Below are 14,398 nucleotides of genomic sequence, written 5' to 3'. Positions count from 1 at the left end.
TCTCCGACGGTCTCGTGCGCGGTCACATCGACGGCCGACCTGGTTCCACACACGGGGGTTCTGTTCGGGGTCAACCTGGACTGGGGCGCCGAGACCCTCGCCGAATTCAGCGGTAGCGGCCTCCGTCCCGCGGTCGCCGTCTCCTTCTCCGGCCTGCCGATGAGTGCGGACGACCGCGCCAACGTCGGGGCCGCAGCGGGCCAGGTGCTCGCCAACGGCGGCGAACTCCTGCTCACCCTCGAACCTCGCGCGGGTCTCGCCGCCATCACCCCTGCCGTTGCCGACAACCTCGGCGCCCTGCTCGGCGGACTCAACAACCGCGGCGTACCCGTCGTCGTGCGCTTCGCCCACGAAATGAACGGGTCCTGGTACGAGTGGGGCCAGCAGCCGACGGAGTATGTCGCGGCGTTCCGCAGGGTCGCGGACGCCGTGAAACGCGATGCCCCTGGTTCGGCGATGATGTGGGCGCCGAACTACGGCGGCGGCTATCCCTTCGCCGGTGGAGTGTACGCGGCGAAGCCCGGCACGCCCGATTTCACCGCCCTGGACACAGACGGCGACGGCACGCTCACCATCAGGGACGACCCCTACCTGCCGTACTACCCCGGAGACGACGTGGTGGACTGGGTCGGCATGTCCCTGTACCACTGGGGATCCGCATACCCCTGGGGCGAGGACGAAGTGCCGGAGCCCGGCAAGTTCGCCGCCCAGCTCACCGGAACCTACGCAGGGCTCGCCGGCGACGAGACCGCCACGCCCGACTTCTACGGCGTCTACGGCGAGGGGCACGGCAAACCCGTCGCGATCCCGGAAACCGCGGCGCTCGTGGTGTCCGGGGGAGATCCGGCCCAGGAACTGGCGATCAAGCGGGCGTGGTGGCGCCAGGTGTTCTCGGCCGACACGGCGACGAGGTTCCCCAGGCTGCACATGATCAACTGGTTCGAGTGGGAGAAATACGAGACCGAGATCGGGGCGCGCGTCGACTGGACCCTCGCCCGCAGCGCCGCGGTACGGTCGGCCTTCCTCAGCGATCTTCCGGGCTGGCTGATCTTCGGGCATCCCGACGAGTCGTGCGCCCAGAAGGCCGGTTAACGCGGCCGGGACTGCCGCCGGACGCCGGCAAGGCGATAGCCTGTCCACGTGTCTATGTCTGAGAATCCGTTCGGCCAGGTCCTCGTCGCCCTGGTAACCCCCTTCACCGCCGACGGTGAGGTCGACTGGGCGGGCGTGGCGAAGCACATCGACGACGTGATCACGGCCGGAGCAGACGGCATCGTCGTGACCGGAACAACGGGGGAGACCTCGACCCTCACCGACGCGGAGAAATTGCGCCTCGTCGAGGTCGGCAAGGACGTCGCGGCCGGCCGCGCGAAGATCATCATGGGCGGTGGCTCGAACGAGACCGCGCACGCGATGCAGCTGGCCAGGCAGAGCGAGAAGGCCGGCGCCGACGGCAACATGATCGTCACCCCGTACTACAACAAGCCCACCCAGGCCGGCATCCTCACCCACTTCCGCATGATCGCCGACGCGACCGACCTGCCGGTGATCCTCTACGACATCCCCGGCCGCACCGGCGTCGCGATCGCATACGAGACTCTGCTGCGCGCCGCGAAGCACCCCAACATCCTCGCCGTCAAGGACGCCAAGGGCGACCTCGCCCAGGTGAGCCGCGTGCTCAACCAGACCGACCTGCTCTACTTCTCCGGCGACGACCCCAACGTGCTCCCGCACCTGTCGATCGGCGCGACCGGACTGATCGGCGTGACCGCGAACATCGCGGCGACCCCGTACCGGCAGATGGTCGACGCGGTCAACGCCGGCGACCTCAAGACCGCAACCGCCGCACACAAGCAGCTCGAGCCGCTCGTGCGCGCCGTGATGACCCACGTGCCCGGAACCGTCGCCGCCAAGTACATCCTGCACGGCCTCGGGCGCATCACGAGCCCCCGCGTGCGGCTGCCCCTCGTCGGCCCGGAGGAATGGGAAGCCGCCGAGATCGAGGACGAGATCGACCTCGTCAAGAACATCCCCGGTGTGGACTTCTCTAACTTCCGCCCGGACCGCAACGCCGCCGCCGGCGGGGCCCTGCCCAAGATCGCCGGAACCACCCGCTAGTCAGCACACCGAACCACGAGGAGGGCCCATGCCCATCGACGTCTACGAACCGGCCACACTCGAACCGGGAACGCTCCGGATCATCCCGATCGGCGGCCTCGGCGAGATCGGCCGGAACATGACGTCGTTCGAGATCGACGGCAAGATCCTGATCGTCGACTGCGGCGTGCTCTTCCCCGAGGAGCACCAGCCGGGCGTCGACCTGATCCTGCCCGACTTCAGCCCGATCAGGGACCGCCTCGACGACATTCTCGGCGTGGTGCTGACGCACGGGCACGAGGACCACATCGGCGCCGTACCGTACCTGCTCAAGCTGCGGGCGGACATCCCCCTGATCGGTTCGGGGCTCACCCTCGCGTTCATCGAAGCCAAGCTCAAGGAACACCGGATCGTGCCGTACACGCTCCAGGTCGCCGAGGGGCAGACCGAGCGGCTCGGCCCGTTCAACCTCGAGTTCGTCGCGGTCAACCACTCCATCCCGGATGCCCTCGCCGTCGCGATCAAGACCGCGGGCGGCACCGTGCTGCACACCGGCGACTTCAAGATGGACCAGCTCCCTCTCGACCACCGGCTGACCGACCTGCGCGAGTTCGCCAGGCTCGGCACTGAGGGAGTCGACCTCTTCCTCGTCGACTCCACCAACGCGGATGTCCCCGGCTTCACCGCCTCGGAGCGGCTGATCGGTCCCGTCCTCGACGACGTCATCGCCCGGGCTCCGCGCCGCGTCATCGTCGCGAGCTTCTCCAGCCACGTGCACCGGGTGCAGCAGGTGCTCGACGCCGCGCACGCCAACGGACGCCGGGTCGCCCTGCTCGGCCGCTCCATGGTGCGCAACATGACCATCGCAGCCGATCTCGGCTACCTGACCGTGCCGGAAGGGGTGCTCGTCGACTTCAAGAAGGCCGGCAGCATCCCCGACGACAAGATCGTCTACATGTCGACCGGCTCCCAGGGCGAACCGATGGCCGTGCTCGCGCGGATGGTCAACCAGGACCACCAGGTCGAGGTCGGCCCCGGCGACACCGTGATCCTCGCGAGCTCACTCATCCCCGGCAACGAGAACGCGGTCTACCGCATCATCGACGGCCTGACCAAGCTCGGTGCCAACGTCGTGCACAAGGGCAACGCAAAGGTCCACGTCTCCGGCCACGCCGCCGCGGGCGAGCTCACCTACTGCTACAACATCCTGAAGCCCAAGAACGTGCTCCCGGTGCACGGCGAATACCGGCACCTCGTCGCCAACGCGAAGCTCGCCGCCGAGACCGGGGTGCCGCCGGAGAACGTCATCCTCGCCGAAGACGGCACCGTGCTCGACCTCAAGGACGGCGTCGTGCGGAAGGTCGGCCAGCTCGACCTCGGCTACGTCTACGTCGACGGCTCCACCGTCGGCGAGATCACCGAGGCCGACCTCAAGGACCGGCGCACCCTCGCAGAGGAGGGCTTCATCTCGATCATCATCGTCGTCGACGCCAAGACCGGCAACGTCATCGTCGGCCCGGAGATCCACGCGAAGGGCTTCGCGGAGGACGACTCTGTCTTCGATGCGGTGCTGCCCAAGATTCGCGCCGCCCTCGGCGAGGCCGCCGAGAACGGGGTCCGCGACCCGCACGCGCTGCAGCAGATCGTGCGCCGCACGGTCGGCCGGTGGGTCAACGTCACGTTCCGCCGCCGCCCGATGATCGTGCCGCTCGTCATCGAGGCCTAGGGTCGCCGGAGGCGCTCGCGTGTGCGGCGCCACGACCAGGACCGCGTGGGCTCACGCGGAATCGGTGGCTCGGCGGTACCGTGGACTTCATGGCCACGAGCACTAAGTCGACCGGGCGCGCCCGCACCACGCCGGCCCGCGGTACGCCCGCGCGCAAGCCGGCTGCCCGCACCACAGCACAGAAGACGGTCAAGTTCGCCGCAGCGGAGACCGAACCCGGCCTCTTCGTGCGCTCCTGGCTCGCCCTCGCCCATGTCGCCGGCGCCGCCGCTCGCGCACTCGGCCCGGAAAAGCTCTCCAAAGAGGAACGCCGCGACGGCCTGCCGTTCTTCCTCGTGCTGCTCGCCGTTGCCGGCGCGGTCGTGGAATGGTTCCTGATCGACAACGCGATCGCCCGCAACTTCGACGCCTGGACCTTCGGCGGGCTCTTCGGCCGGGTCGCGTTCGCCCTGCCGGTGATCCTCTTCGTCTTCGCGATCTGGCTGTTCCGCAAGCCCAGTTCTGTGCACGACAACGGGCGCATCGGCATCGGCCTGAGCCTGCTGCTCGTCTCCGTCTCGGGGCTCTGCCACGTCTACGGCGGCCAGCCGACGCCCACCCAGGGCATGAACGTGCTCGCCCTCTCCGGCGGCGTGATCGGCTGGATGATCGCAGCCCCGCTGATCGCCCTCACGACGGCCATCGGCGCCACCGCCATCATCATCCTGCTGCTCGCCCTGAGCCTGCTGATCATCACGAAGACCCCGCCGAACCGGATCGGCCAGCGTTCGCGCGAGCTCTACGCCTGGCTGTTCGGCGCGGAGCTCTCCACGGAGGACGAGCGCGCGGCGGCGAAGACCGCGAAACTCGAGCGCGCCGAGAAGACCGCCCAGGTCGAACTCGACGGTCTCGACGGCGAGCCGGACGGCAACAGCGCCCTGCCCTGGTGGCGTCGCAACAACAGCAAGCGCGAGGAAGACCCTGACTTCGGTGGCGCCCTCGTGTCGGATGCCGGCGCTCACGGTTCGAAGGCGGGCGACGGCCCGTCCGGGGCCGGCGACGATCCCCTCAGCACCCTTCTCGGCGGCGACGGCCGAGGCGGCTTCGACAGCGCCATCGCGCCCGCGGACGGGTCCCCGGTGCCGACACCGGCCACGCCGTTCTCGGTCGGGCTGTCCGGCGGCGGTTCCGGCGGCGACCACTACGGCACAGAGGTACTCGAGGACCTGCTCCGCGCCGAGGACGCCATCAAGCGTTTCACCGGCGAGATCGATGTGCCGCGCGGCTCGGACTTCGGCCTGCACGACGACGAGGCGACCGGCGGCCCAGGCTCGGCCGCGGCGGCGGGACTCACCGAGGTGCTTCCGGGACTCGACGGCCTGGGTGCCGCAGGGGCGACCGGTGCGGTGCCCGGCGAGGACGGGCATCCGCTGCACCCGGACACCGGCGATCACCCGGCCGTGCCGTACGAGCTGCCGTCGAACACGACCCTGACCGCCGGACCTCCCGCGAAGGCGCGCTCGGCGGCGAACGACGTCATCGTCACGTCGATCACCGAGGTGCTCACCCAGTTCCAGGTCGACGCCCGGGTGACCGGGTTCTCCCGCGGCCCGACCGTGACCCAGTACGAGATCGAACTCGGCCCCGGCGTCAAGGTCGAACGGGTCACCGCCCTCAGCAAGAACCTCTCGTACGCGGTCGCGTCCAACGAGGTGCGCATCCTCTCGCCGATCCCCGGCAAGAGCGCGATCGGCATCGAGATCCCGAACACCGACCGCGAGATCGTCACCCTCGGCGACGTGCTCCGCTCGGCGGCGGCCACGAACAGCACCCACCCGATGACCATCGGCGTCGGCAAGGACGTCGGCGGCGGATTCGTCGTGGCCAACCTCGCCAAGATGCCCCACCTGCTCGTCGCCGGTTCGACCGGTTCCGGTAAGTCGAGCTTCGTGAACTCGATGATCACGAGCCTGTTGATGCGCGCCCAGCCGAGCGACGTGCGCATGGTGCTGATCGACCCGAAGCGGGTCGAACTCGCCGCATACGCCGGCGTGCCCCACCTCATCACGCCCATCATCACGAGCCCAAAGAAGGCCGCCGAAGCGCTGCAGTGGGTCGTCAAAGAGATGGACATGCGCTACGACGACCTGGCCAGCTTCGGTTTCCGCCACATCGACGACTTCAACAAGGCCGTCGTCGGCAACGAGATCGTGCTTCCGGCCGGGAGCGCGCGCACCCTCAAGCCGTACCCGTACCTGCTCGTCGTCGTCGACGAGCTCGCCGACCTGATGATGGTCGCCCCGCGCGACGTCGAAGACTCGATCGTGCGGATCACGCAGCTCGCCCGTGCCTCCGGCATCCACCTCGTGCTCGCCACCCAGCGTCCGAGCGTCGACGTCGTCACCGGCCTGATCAAGGCCAACGTGCCGTCCCGCCTCGCGTTCGCGGTGACGAGCGTCACCGACTCCCGGGTCATCCTCGACCAGCCGGGCGCGGACAAGCTCATCGGCCAGGGCGACGCGCTCTTCCTGCCGATGGGCGCATCCAAGGCCATCCGCGTGCAGGGCGCCTGGGTCAGCGAGGCGGAGATCGAACGGGTCGTCAAGCACGTCACCCAGCAGGCCCGCCCCGACTACCGGCCGGACGTCTCGATGGAGGCGCCGCGCAAGGAGATCGACTCCGACATCGGAGACGACCTCGAGGTGCTCCTCGCCGCCGCCGAACTCGTCGTGTCGACCCAGTTCGGCTCGACCTCGATGCTGCAGCGCAAGCTGCGCGTCGGCTTCGCCAAGGCCGGCCGGCTGATGGACCTGCTCGAGTCCCGCGAGATCGTCGGCCCGTCCGAGGGGTCGAAGGCCCGCGACGTGCTCGTCACCGTCGAACAGCTCCCGAGCGTGCTCGCCCTGCTCCGCGGTTCCGACGACGAGCACCACGCCGCAACGGCGGCCCGCCAGGCCAACGCCGCCCACGAGGCGGATACCCGCCGCGATTCCCAGCCCGACCCCCGCTACGCCGGCGACCCGGTCGCGAAAATGAGCGAGGGCTACCCTGAGGAAGAGGCGTCGTCAGCAGACGAGGATGCCTGGAACCTCACCGGCAGGGACTGATCATGGCCACAGCATCCGAACCCGTCGCACACCCCAGCAACTGGAACCTGCCCAACCTGATCACGGTCGTGCGGATCCTGCTCGCCCCGCTGTTCATCTGGATGCTGCTCGCCGACGCCGGCCAGGACGGCGCGCTGCGCTGGGCGGCCGCCGTGCTGTTCATCCTCGCGATCGCCACCGACGGGATCGACGGAGCGATCGCCCGCAAGTACAACCTCGTCACCGACCTCGGCAAGCTGCTCGACCCGATCGCCGACAAGGTGCTCACCGGGGGAGCGCTCGTCGCCCTCTCGATCCTCGGCGAACTGTGGTGGTGGGTCACGATCGTGATCCTGGTCCGCGAGCTCGGCATCACGGCGTTCCGCTTCGTGATGCTCCGCGACCGGGTCATCCCGGCCTCCCGCGGCGGCAAGCTCAAGACGATCATGCAGTCCGTCGCGATCTCGCTCTTCCTCGTGCCGCTCTGGCTCGTGCTCGGCGACTGGATCCACTGGGTCAACTACGCGGCCATGGCCGTCGCGCTCGTGCTGACCGTGTCGACCGGCATCGACTACCTCGTCGCCGCCCGGCGTGTCTCGCGCCAGTCCCGGCACGACGGCTGACCTGCCGTGACCATCCATACGACCGATGTGCCCGATCCGACTGATGTGCCCGAGCCGACCGATGTGACGGTGAATGCGACCGAAGCGGATGATCCGACCGCGGCCCTGATCTTCGAACTCACCAGCCGGGGCCTCACCATCGCCGTGGCCGAGTCCCTGACCGGGGGAGCACTCGCGGCCGAACTCATCAGGATCCCCGGGGCATCCGTCGTCGTCGCCGGCGGCATCGTCGCGTACCAGACCGAACTCAAGCACACCCTCCTCGGCGTCGACCCCGCACTCCTCGCCGCGCACGGCCCCGTCGATCCGGAGGTCGCGCGCCAGATGGCCGCGGGCGCGCGCAGGCGGCTCACCCTCGGCGGCCGCGGCGCGGATATCGGGGTCGCGACGACCGGTGTCGCCGGTCCGGACCCCCAGGGCGACCGGCAACCGGGGACGGTCTATCTCGGCCTCTCAATCGGAACCGAATCCTCGGCGGTCCTGCTCACCCTCACCGGTGACCGCGCCGCGATCCGGGCGAAAACGGTCCGGGCGGCCGTCGAAGCTGTGCGTGGGCTGATAGCCACGTTACCGACGGAATAGTTCGCGTAAACGCTGGGTTACACAGTACATATTCACAAGCAAACCCCAGTCGTTCTGGGTAGTCTGCAGGAGTCGGGTGGATGTAGTACTGTTATCCATCCGCCACCGGCATGACCGAAGTAGCTTTACTTGATAAGGCTGCACTTGATAAGTAATAGAAGGAGGTTCCGATGATTCTTGTACGACAGGAAATCGGCGATGTGCTCAGGGACTTCCGACTTCAGAAAGGGCGCACACTGCGTCAGGTCGCCAGCAAGGCCAGCGTGGCCCTGGGTTACCTGAGCGAAGTGGAGCGCGGCCAGAAGGAAGCGTCATCCGAGATTCTGGCGTCCGTCGCTGACGCGCTGGACACCCCGATCTCGGTCATCATGCGTGAGGTGGGAGACCGCCTCGCCGTCATCGAGGGAATCGATCGTTTCCCCGACACCGTTCCCGACGAGCTCGTCGCGACGTACGACACCGGCATGATGGTTCGTTGACCCCGGCCTTCCCCATCCCCTCCTTCCCCGCCGTTGAGGTGGCTTCGTGAGACTCAGTGAATTCCGTCAGGCGTTGAAAGACGAATTCGGCGAGTCGTACGGTCGTGTGCTGACCCGCGACCTCGTGCTCACCTCGCTCGGGAACACCGCCGACCAGGCCCTGGCCGGCGGTGTTCCGGCGCGCGACGTCTGGCTCGCGCTGTGCGCGGAGACCGACGTGCCCAAGAGCCGTTGGTTCGGCGCAGGGGTGCCGGCGCCGCGCCCGTAGTCTTCCTCCGGACTTCGACGACGCACCCGTTTCGGCGCGTCGGTGCTCGAATACGTGTTCGACCTTTGGTAGGCTCCTCACCAGCAGGAGTCAGTGCAGAAGTGTCCACCGTCGTAGCGCTTCCCGATCAATGTCGGGGGTGCGGCGTACAGTCGCCTTCGTCAGTGACAGACAGCGAATGCCTTGTCCCAGAGCACACACCGGGGTCCTCCCGGTGAGTGTTTCGCGACAGCCTATAGGCGCCGAAACGCACGACCGAAGGAGACCCACCATGGCATCAGCAGCAGACCGCGAGAAGGCGCTCGACACCGCGCTCGCCCAGATCGACCGCCAGTTCGGCAAGGGTTCGATCATGCGCCTCGGCAGCGACGACCGGGCACCGGTCGAAACCATTTCCACCGGTTCGATCGCACTGGACGTGGCCCTCGGCATCGGCGGGCTCCCGCGCGGGCGCATCGTCGAGATCTACGGTCCGGAGTCCTCCGGTAAGACCACGCTCACCCTGCACGCCATCGCCAATGCCCAGAAGGGCGGCGGCATCGCCGCGTTCATCGACGCCGAGCACGCGCTCGACCCTGATTACGCAAAGAAGCTCGGCGTCGACATCGATGCCCTCCTCGTCTCCCAGCCCGACACGGGGGAGCAGGCGCTCGAAATCGCCGACATGCTCGTGCGCAGCGGCTCGATCGACCTCATCGTCATCGACTCCGTCGCCGCCCTCGTGCCCCGCGCCGAGATCGAGGGCGAGATGGGCGACTCCCATGTCGGCCTCCAGGCCCGGCTGATGTCGCAGGCCCTCCGCAAGCTCACCGGCGGGCTCAGCCAGACCAACACCACGATGATCTTCATCAACCAGCTCCGCGAGAAGATCGGTGTCTTCTTCGGCAGCCCGGAAACCACCGCGGGCGGCAAGGCACTCAAGTTCTACGCCTCGGTTCGCCTCGACATCCGCCGGATCGAGACCCTGAAGGACGGCACAGAAGCCGTCGGTAACCGCACCAGGGTCAAGGTCGTCAAGAACAAGATGGCGCCGCCCTTCAAGCAGGCCGAGTTCGACATCATCTACGGCATCGGCATCTCCCGCGAGGGCAGCCTGATCGACTTCGGTGTCGAACAGGGAATCGTGAAGAAGTCCGGCGCCTGGTACACCTACGACGGCGACCAGCTCGGGCAGGGCAAGGAGAACTCCCGGAACTTCCTGCTGAAGAACCCGGACATGGCCAACGAGATCGAGAGCAAGATCCTCTTCAAGCTCGGCATCTCGCCGGAAGGCGCAGCCGCCAAGAAGGCCGCCGCCGCCGCGGAAGCTGCGACGGAGCTCGCCGCGAAGGAGGCCGCGACCGCTGCCCGCGCGGCGGCAGGGGACGACGTGACTCAGCCGAAGACCACCCAGGCCAGGCTCGCCGCCCGGAAGGGCGCGTAAGCATGGTGCACTTCGAACCCAAGGCCGAGCCGGACATCAAGCCGGCCGCCGCGGCGGCCACCGGAGCCCCGGCCAAGCGTCGGGGCACTCTCGCGACGGTGAGCTACCTGCCGGGCGCCCAGGCATCCTCCTCTGCCGGGGACGTCTCCGAGGTTGACTCCGGCGGGGTCGCCTCGGGTGCGGTCGATACCGGAGACCTCGACCACGCCGTCGACCCGGACAGCGAACACGCCGAGCAGGTCCTCCTGCAGCGGCTTCGCGGTCGCTCGTTGTCCATCTCCGAGGCCCGCGGCGTGCTCGTCGGACTCGACCTTCCGGAGAGCGAGATCGAAGAGATCGTCGAACGGTTCATCCGCCTCGACTATCTCGACGAAGCGAAGCTCGCCGAGCAGATCGTTTACAGCCAGCACGAGCGCAAGGGCCTTGGGCGCTCCGGCGTCCAGGCCGAGATGCGCCGCCGCGGCCTCGACAAGGAGCTCATCGCGGAGACGCTCGACGCCATGCCCGACGACGAGACCGAACGGGCCATCGAGGTCGCGATCAAGCGCGTGCAGCAGCTGGGCCGCCTCGACGATCGCACCATCGATCGCCGGCTCAATGCATTTCTGATGCGCAAGGGTTACCCGTCCTCGGTCGTGCGCGAAGCGGTCCAGGCCGCGCTCGACTCGCGCAACGGCGGCGGCTCGTCCGGCGTGCGGTTCCAGTAGCCGAATCGGGAAGGTCCGGCGCGGTCGCGTAAACTGGAGTCACTATGACCCTGAGCATGAAGACCCTGATCGCCCCGTCGCCGGCGGCCCGCGACGACGACGGCCGGGCACGCACCTATGAGGTGCGCACCTTCGGCTGCCAGATGAACGTGCACGACTCCGAACGGCTGAGCGGTTCCCTCGAGGCGGCCGGGTACGTTCCCGCCGACGGGGCCGAAGCCGACATCGTCGTCCTCAACACCTGCGCGGTGCGCGAGAACGCCGACAACAAGCTCTACGGCAACCTCGGCCAGCTCGCGTCGATCAAACGGCGCCACGCGGGCATGCAGATCGCCGTCGGCGGCTGCCTCGCCCAGAAGGACAAGGACGTCATCCTTGGGAAGGCGCCGTGGGTCGACGTCGTCTTCGGAACCCACAACATGGGTGCGCTGCCGAGCCTGCTCGAACGCGCCCGGCACAACGGCGAGGCCCAGCTCGAGATCCTCGACGCCCTCGAGACCTTCCCCTCGACACTGCCGACCAAGCGCGACTCGAGCTACAGCGGCTGGGTCTCCATCTCCGTCGGCTGCAACAACACCTGCACCTTCTGCATCGTCCCCGCCCTGCGTGGCAAGGAGAAGGACCGTCGGCCGGGCGAGATCCTCGCCGAGATCCAGGCCCTCGTCGACGACGGAGCCATCGAGGTCACGCTGCTCGGCCAGAACGTCAACTCCTACGGCGTCGAATTCGGCGACCGCCTCGCCTTCGGCAAACTTCTCCGCGCCGCCGGGAAGATCGAGGGACTCGAGCGCATCCGCTTCACGAGCCCGCACCCCGCCGCGTTCACCGACGACGTCATCGAGGCCATGGCCGACACTCCCGCCGTGATGCCGCAGTTGCACATGCCGCTGCAGTCCGGTTCCGACCGGGTGCTCAAAGCCATGCGCCGGTCCTACCGATCCGAGCGTTTCCTCGGAATCCTCGACCGGGTTCGTGCGCGGATGCCCGATGCGGCGATCAGCACCGACATCATCGTCGGCTTCCCCGGCGAGACGGAGGAGGACTTCCAGGAGACCCTCCGTGTCGTCGAACGGGCACGGTTCGCGACGGCCTTCACCTTCCAGTACTCGATCCGCCCGGGCACACCGGCCGCGGAGATGGCCGACCAGGTGCCCAAGGAGATCGTCCAGGATCGGTACGAGCGCCTCGCAGTGCTTCAGGAACGCATCTCGTGGGAAGAGAACCAGGCCGTGATCGGCCGGGAGCTCGAACTGCTCGTCGCGAACGGGGAGGGCCGCAAGGACTCGGACACCCATCGGATGAGCGGGCGTGCGCCCGACAGCCGCCTCGTGCACTTCGACGTGCCGGACGGTTCGGAGCGCCCGCGTCCCGGGGACCTCGTCACGGTGACGGTGACCCAGGCCGCACCGTTCCACCTCATCGCCGACTCCCCGGACGGGGCGCCGCTGCGCATCCGCCGGACCACGGCCGGCGACGCCTGGGACCGTGCCGAGGCGGATGCCTGCGGCGTGCCGAGCCACGCCGGCACCTCCGCTGCTGGTTCCGTCTCGCTCGGGATGCCCACGCTCGGCCTTCGTCCCGCGGCCCCGCACGCCACGCCGCACTCTGCCACGCCGCACTCTGCCACGCCGCACTCTGCCACGCCGCACTCTGCCACGCCGCATCCTGTTGCGGCCTCCGCCGCGGCCCAGGGCCCTGCTCCGGTGCCCGCCGTTCCGACCGCTTCCGGCCGGATCCCGGCGGTCAATGCCAGCTCGACGGTACCGATCTATGCCGTCGACGACGGTGAGCGCTAACCGGGTGCTTGTCGTCATCGTCGGACCGACCGGCACCGGCAAGAGCGAGCTCTCGCTCGACCTCGCCGAGAGCCTCAGGGCAGAGGGCACCCCGGCCGAAATCGTCAACGCCGACGCCATGCAGCTCTATCGCGGCATGGACATCGGCACCGCCAAGCTTGGAGCCGACGAGCAGCGGGGGATCCCGCACCACCTGCTCGACGTGCTCGCCGTGACCGACGAGGCCGCGGTCGCCCGTTACCAGACCGAGGCCCGTTCGTCGATCGAGGACATCGCCGCCCGCGGGGCCGTGCCCATCCTCGTCGGCGGATCCGGGCTCTACGTCTCCTCCGTGGTCTTCGACTTCCAGTTCCCGGCGACCGACCCGGTACTGCGCGCCCGGCTCGAGGCCGACCTGGTCGAGCAGGGCCCCGGCGTCCTCTATGCGCGCCTGAAGGTCGTCGACCCCGGCGCCGCCTCCCGGATCGGCGCGAGCAACGGCCGCCGCCTCGTGCGCGCGCTCGAGGTCGTCGAACTCACCGGAGCGCCGCACCTCGCCGCCCTACCGGGGGAGCCCGTGTACTGGCGTCCGGCCGTGACCCTCGGCCTGAGGGCGCCGCGCGAGGAACTCACCGCGCGCCTCGATGCCCGTGTCGACCGGATGTGGGCCGGCGGTCTCCTTGACGAGGTGCGGGGCCTCATCCCGGCCGGCCTCGAAACCGGGGTGACCGCGAGCCGCGCCATCGGCTACGCGCAGGCGCTCGGCCAGCTCAGCGGCCGGCTCAGCCAGGCCGAGGCGATCGAGCAGACCCAACAGCTCACCCGTCGCTACGCGCGCAGGCAGGTCAGCTGGTTCAAGCGCTCACAGGACACGCACTGGATCGACTACGACGCCCCCGACCGCGTCGAGGCTGCCCGCTCGCACCTCTGACCCGGAACCGATTCGACGGGGAGTGTGGGTCTGTGGTGCCCGGTCTGCTCCCTACACTGGTCTGATGGGCATCGATCTCAACTTCACCAAGGGCCAGGGCACGGGCAACGACTTCGTGTTGTTCGCCGATCCGGACGGGGAGATCGAGCTGACCCCGGCGCAGATCCGCGCGATCTGCGACCGCCGCTTCGGCATCGGCGCCGACGGCATCATCCGCGCGGTCCGCTCGCGCAGCCTCGAGGCCGGCGCCCCAGCCCTCGCGGAGGACGACCAGGCCGAGTGGTTCATGGACTACTGGAACGCCGACGGGACGCTCTCCGAGATGTGCGGCAACGGCATCCGTGTCTACGCCCGGTTCCTCGCCGAACAGGGCCTCGCCGACGTGCCCGGCGGGGACACCCTCGTCGTCGGAACGCGCGCGGGCGTCCGTGACGTGCAGCGGAACGCTGCGGGCTACCAGGTCGACCTGGGCCGCTGGCGGCTCGACGGCGGCGAACCGCTCGTCCGTGCCAGGAACCTCGCCGTCGCCCGGCCCGGTCTCGGGATCAACGTCGGCAACCCGCACGTCGTGGTCGCCCTCGCGGACCTCGGTGAACTCGAGAGCGCGGACCTCGGCTACATCCCGCAGCTCGACCCCGAACCGGCCGACGGGGCCAACGTCGAATTCGTGGTGCCGGGCGACCCCCTGGTCGTCGACGGCGTCGGACACATCCGGATGCGCG

Annotated in this window: 13 protein-coding genes; all 13 read left to right on the top strand. The window is 68.8% G+C overall.

Translation table 11 applies throughout. The annotated features are described in order from the left end of the window. Positions 1-1,092: glycoside hydrolase family 26 protein (locus tag QN345_RS08275; RefSeq protein WP_323508561.1), on the top strand; the 1,092-nt coding region annotated here is incomplete at its 5' end. A 48-nt stretch (positions 1,093-1,140) separates the two neighbouring features. Beyond that, on the top strand, positions 1,141-2,118 hold the full coding sequence (gene dapA / locus QN345_RS08270) for a 4-hydroxy-tetrahydrodipicolinate synthase (protein ID WP_134559745.1): 978 nt from the start codon (positions 1,141-1,143) through the stop codon (positions 2,116-2,118). A 28-nt stretch (positions 2,119-2,146) separates the two neighbouring features. After that, a complete protein-coding gene (locus QN345_RS08265; protein WP_134559743.1) occupies positions 2,147-3,823 on the top strand; it encodes a ribonuclease J in 1,677 nt (558 codons plus the stop codon). A gap of 89 nt (positions 3,824-3,912) precedes the next feature. Continuing rightward, positions 3,913-6,909, top strand: coding sequence for an FtsK/SpoIIIE family DNA translocase (locus tag QN345_RS08260; protein ID WP_323504574.1), 2,997 nt, complete (start codon positions 3,913-3,915; stop codon positions 6,907-6,909). Between the two features lie 2 nt (positions 6,910-6,911). After that, on the top strand, positions 6,912-7,511 hold the full coding sequence (gene pgsA / locus QN345_RS08255) for a CDP-diacylglycerol--glycerol-3-phosphate 3-phosphatidyltransferase (RefSeq protein WP_134446947.1): 600 nt from the start codon (positions 6,912-6,914) through the stop codon (positions 7,509-7,511). Positions 7,512-7,580: 69 nt separating this feature from the next. Next, complete coding sequence (locus tag QN345_RS08250) at positions 7,581-8,093, top strand: CinA family protein (protein WP_134447028.1); 513 nt, start codon at positions 7,581-7,583, stop codon at positions 8,091-8,093. 170 nt (positions 8,094-8,263) lie between these two features. Beyond that, on the top strand, positions 8,264-8,572 hold the full coding sequence (locus tag QN345_RS08245) for a helix-turn-helix domain-containing protein (RefSeq protein WP_134446949.1): 309 nt from the start codon (positions 8,264-8,266) through the stop codon (positions 8,570-8,572). Between the two features lie 46 nt (positions 8,573-8,618). Beyond that, a complete protein-coding gene (locus QN345_RS08240) occupies positions 8,619-8,840 on the top strand; it encodes a DUF3046 domain-containing protein (protein WP_134446951.1) in 222 nt (73 codons plus the stop codon). Between the two features lie 271 nt (positions 8,841-9,111). Continuing rightward, positions 9,112-10,263, top strand: coding sequence for a recombinase RecA (recA, locus tag QN345_RS08235; protein ID WP_134446953.1), 1,152 nt, complete (start codon positions 9,112-9,114; stop codon positions 10,261-10,263). A gap of 2 nt (positions 10,264-10,265) precedes the next feature. Next, a complete protein-coding gene (locus tag QN345_RS08230) occupies positions 10,266-10,970 on the top strand; it encodes a regulatory protein RecX (RefSeq protein ID WP_134561837.1) in 705 nt (234 codons plus the stop codon). A gap of 44 nt (positions 10,971-11,014) precedes the next feature. Beyond that, on the top strand, positions 11,015-12,766 hold the full coding sequence (gene miaB, locus QN345_RS08225; RefSeq protein WP_416347653.1) for a tRNA (N6-isopentenyl adenosine(37)-C2)-methylthiotransferase MiaB: 1,752 nt from the start codon (positions 11,015-11,017) through the stop codon (positions 12,764-12,766). Further along, a complete protein-coding gene (miaA, locus tag QN345_RS08220) occupies positions 12,741-13,676 on the top strand; it encodes a tRNA (adenosine(37)-N6)-dimethylallyltransferase MiaA (protein ID WP_134446960.1) in 936 nt (311 codons plus the stop codon). The genes miaB and miaA overlap by 26 nt, the downstream gene beginning before the upstream one ends. A 64-nt stretch (positions 13,677-13,740) precedes the next feature. Continuing rightward, positions 13,741-14,398: diaminopimelate epimerase (dapF, locus tag QN345_RS08215; protein ID WP_323508560.1), on the top strand; the 658-nt coding region annotated here is incomplete at its 3' end.

This window comes from Cryobacterium sp. 10I1 (genome assembly GCF_035019805.1).
Taxonomy (GTDB): domain Bacteria; phylum Actinomycetota; class Actinomycetes; order Actinomycetales; family Microbacteriaceae; genus Cryobacterium; species Cryobacterium glucosi.
The sequence above is the reverse complement of the archived record's forward strand: the minus strand, read 5'-3'. Positions and strand labels throughout refer to the sequence as shown.

Coding starts and splice junctions, on each gene's coding strand:
- miaB (WP_416347653.1), top strand. CDS start 11,015: ATGACCCTGAGCATGAAGACCCTGATCGCCCCGTCGCCGGCGGCCCGC.
- QN345_RS08245 (WP_134446949.1), top strand. CDS start 8,264: ATGATTCTTGTACGACAGGAAATCGGCGATGTGCTCAGGGACTTCCGA.
- QN345_RS08265 (WP_134559743.1), top strand. CDS start 2,147: ATGCCCATCGACGTCTACGAACCGGCCACACTCGAACCGGGAACGCTC.
- QN345_RS08260 (WP_323504574.1), top strand. CDS start 3,913: ATGGCCACGAGCACTAAGTCGACCGGGCGCGCCCGCACCACGCCGGCC.
- recA (WP_134446953.1), top strand. CDS start 9,112: ATGGCATCAGCAGCAGACCGCGAGAAGGCGCTCGACACCGCGCTCGCC.
- QN345_RS08230 (WP_134561837.1), top strand. CDS start 10,266: ATGGTGCACTTCGAACCCAAGGCCGAGCCGGACATCAAGCCGGCCGCC.
- pgsA (WP_134446947.1), top strand. CDS start 6,912: ATGGCCACAGCATCCGAACCCGTCGCACACCCCAGCAACTGGAACCTG.
- miaA (WP_134446960.1), top strand. CDS start 12,741: ATGCCGTCGACGACGGTGAGCGCTAACCGGGTGCTTGTCGTCATCGTC.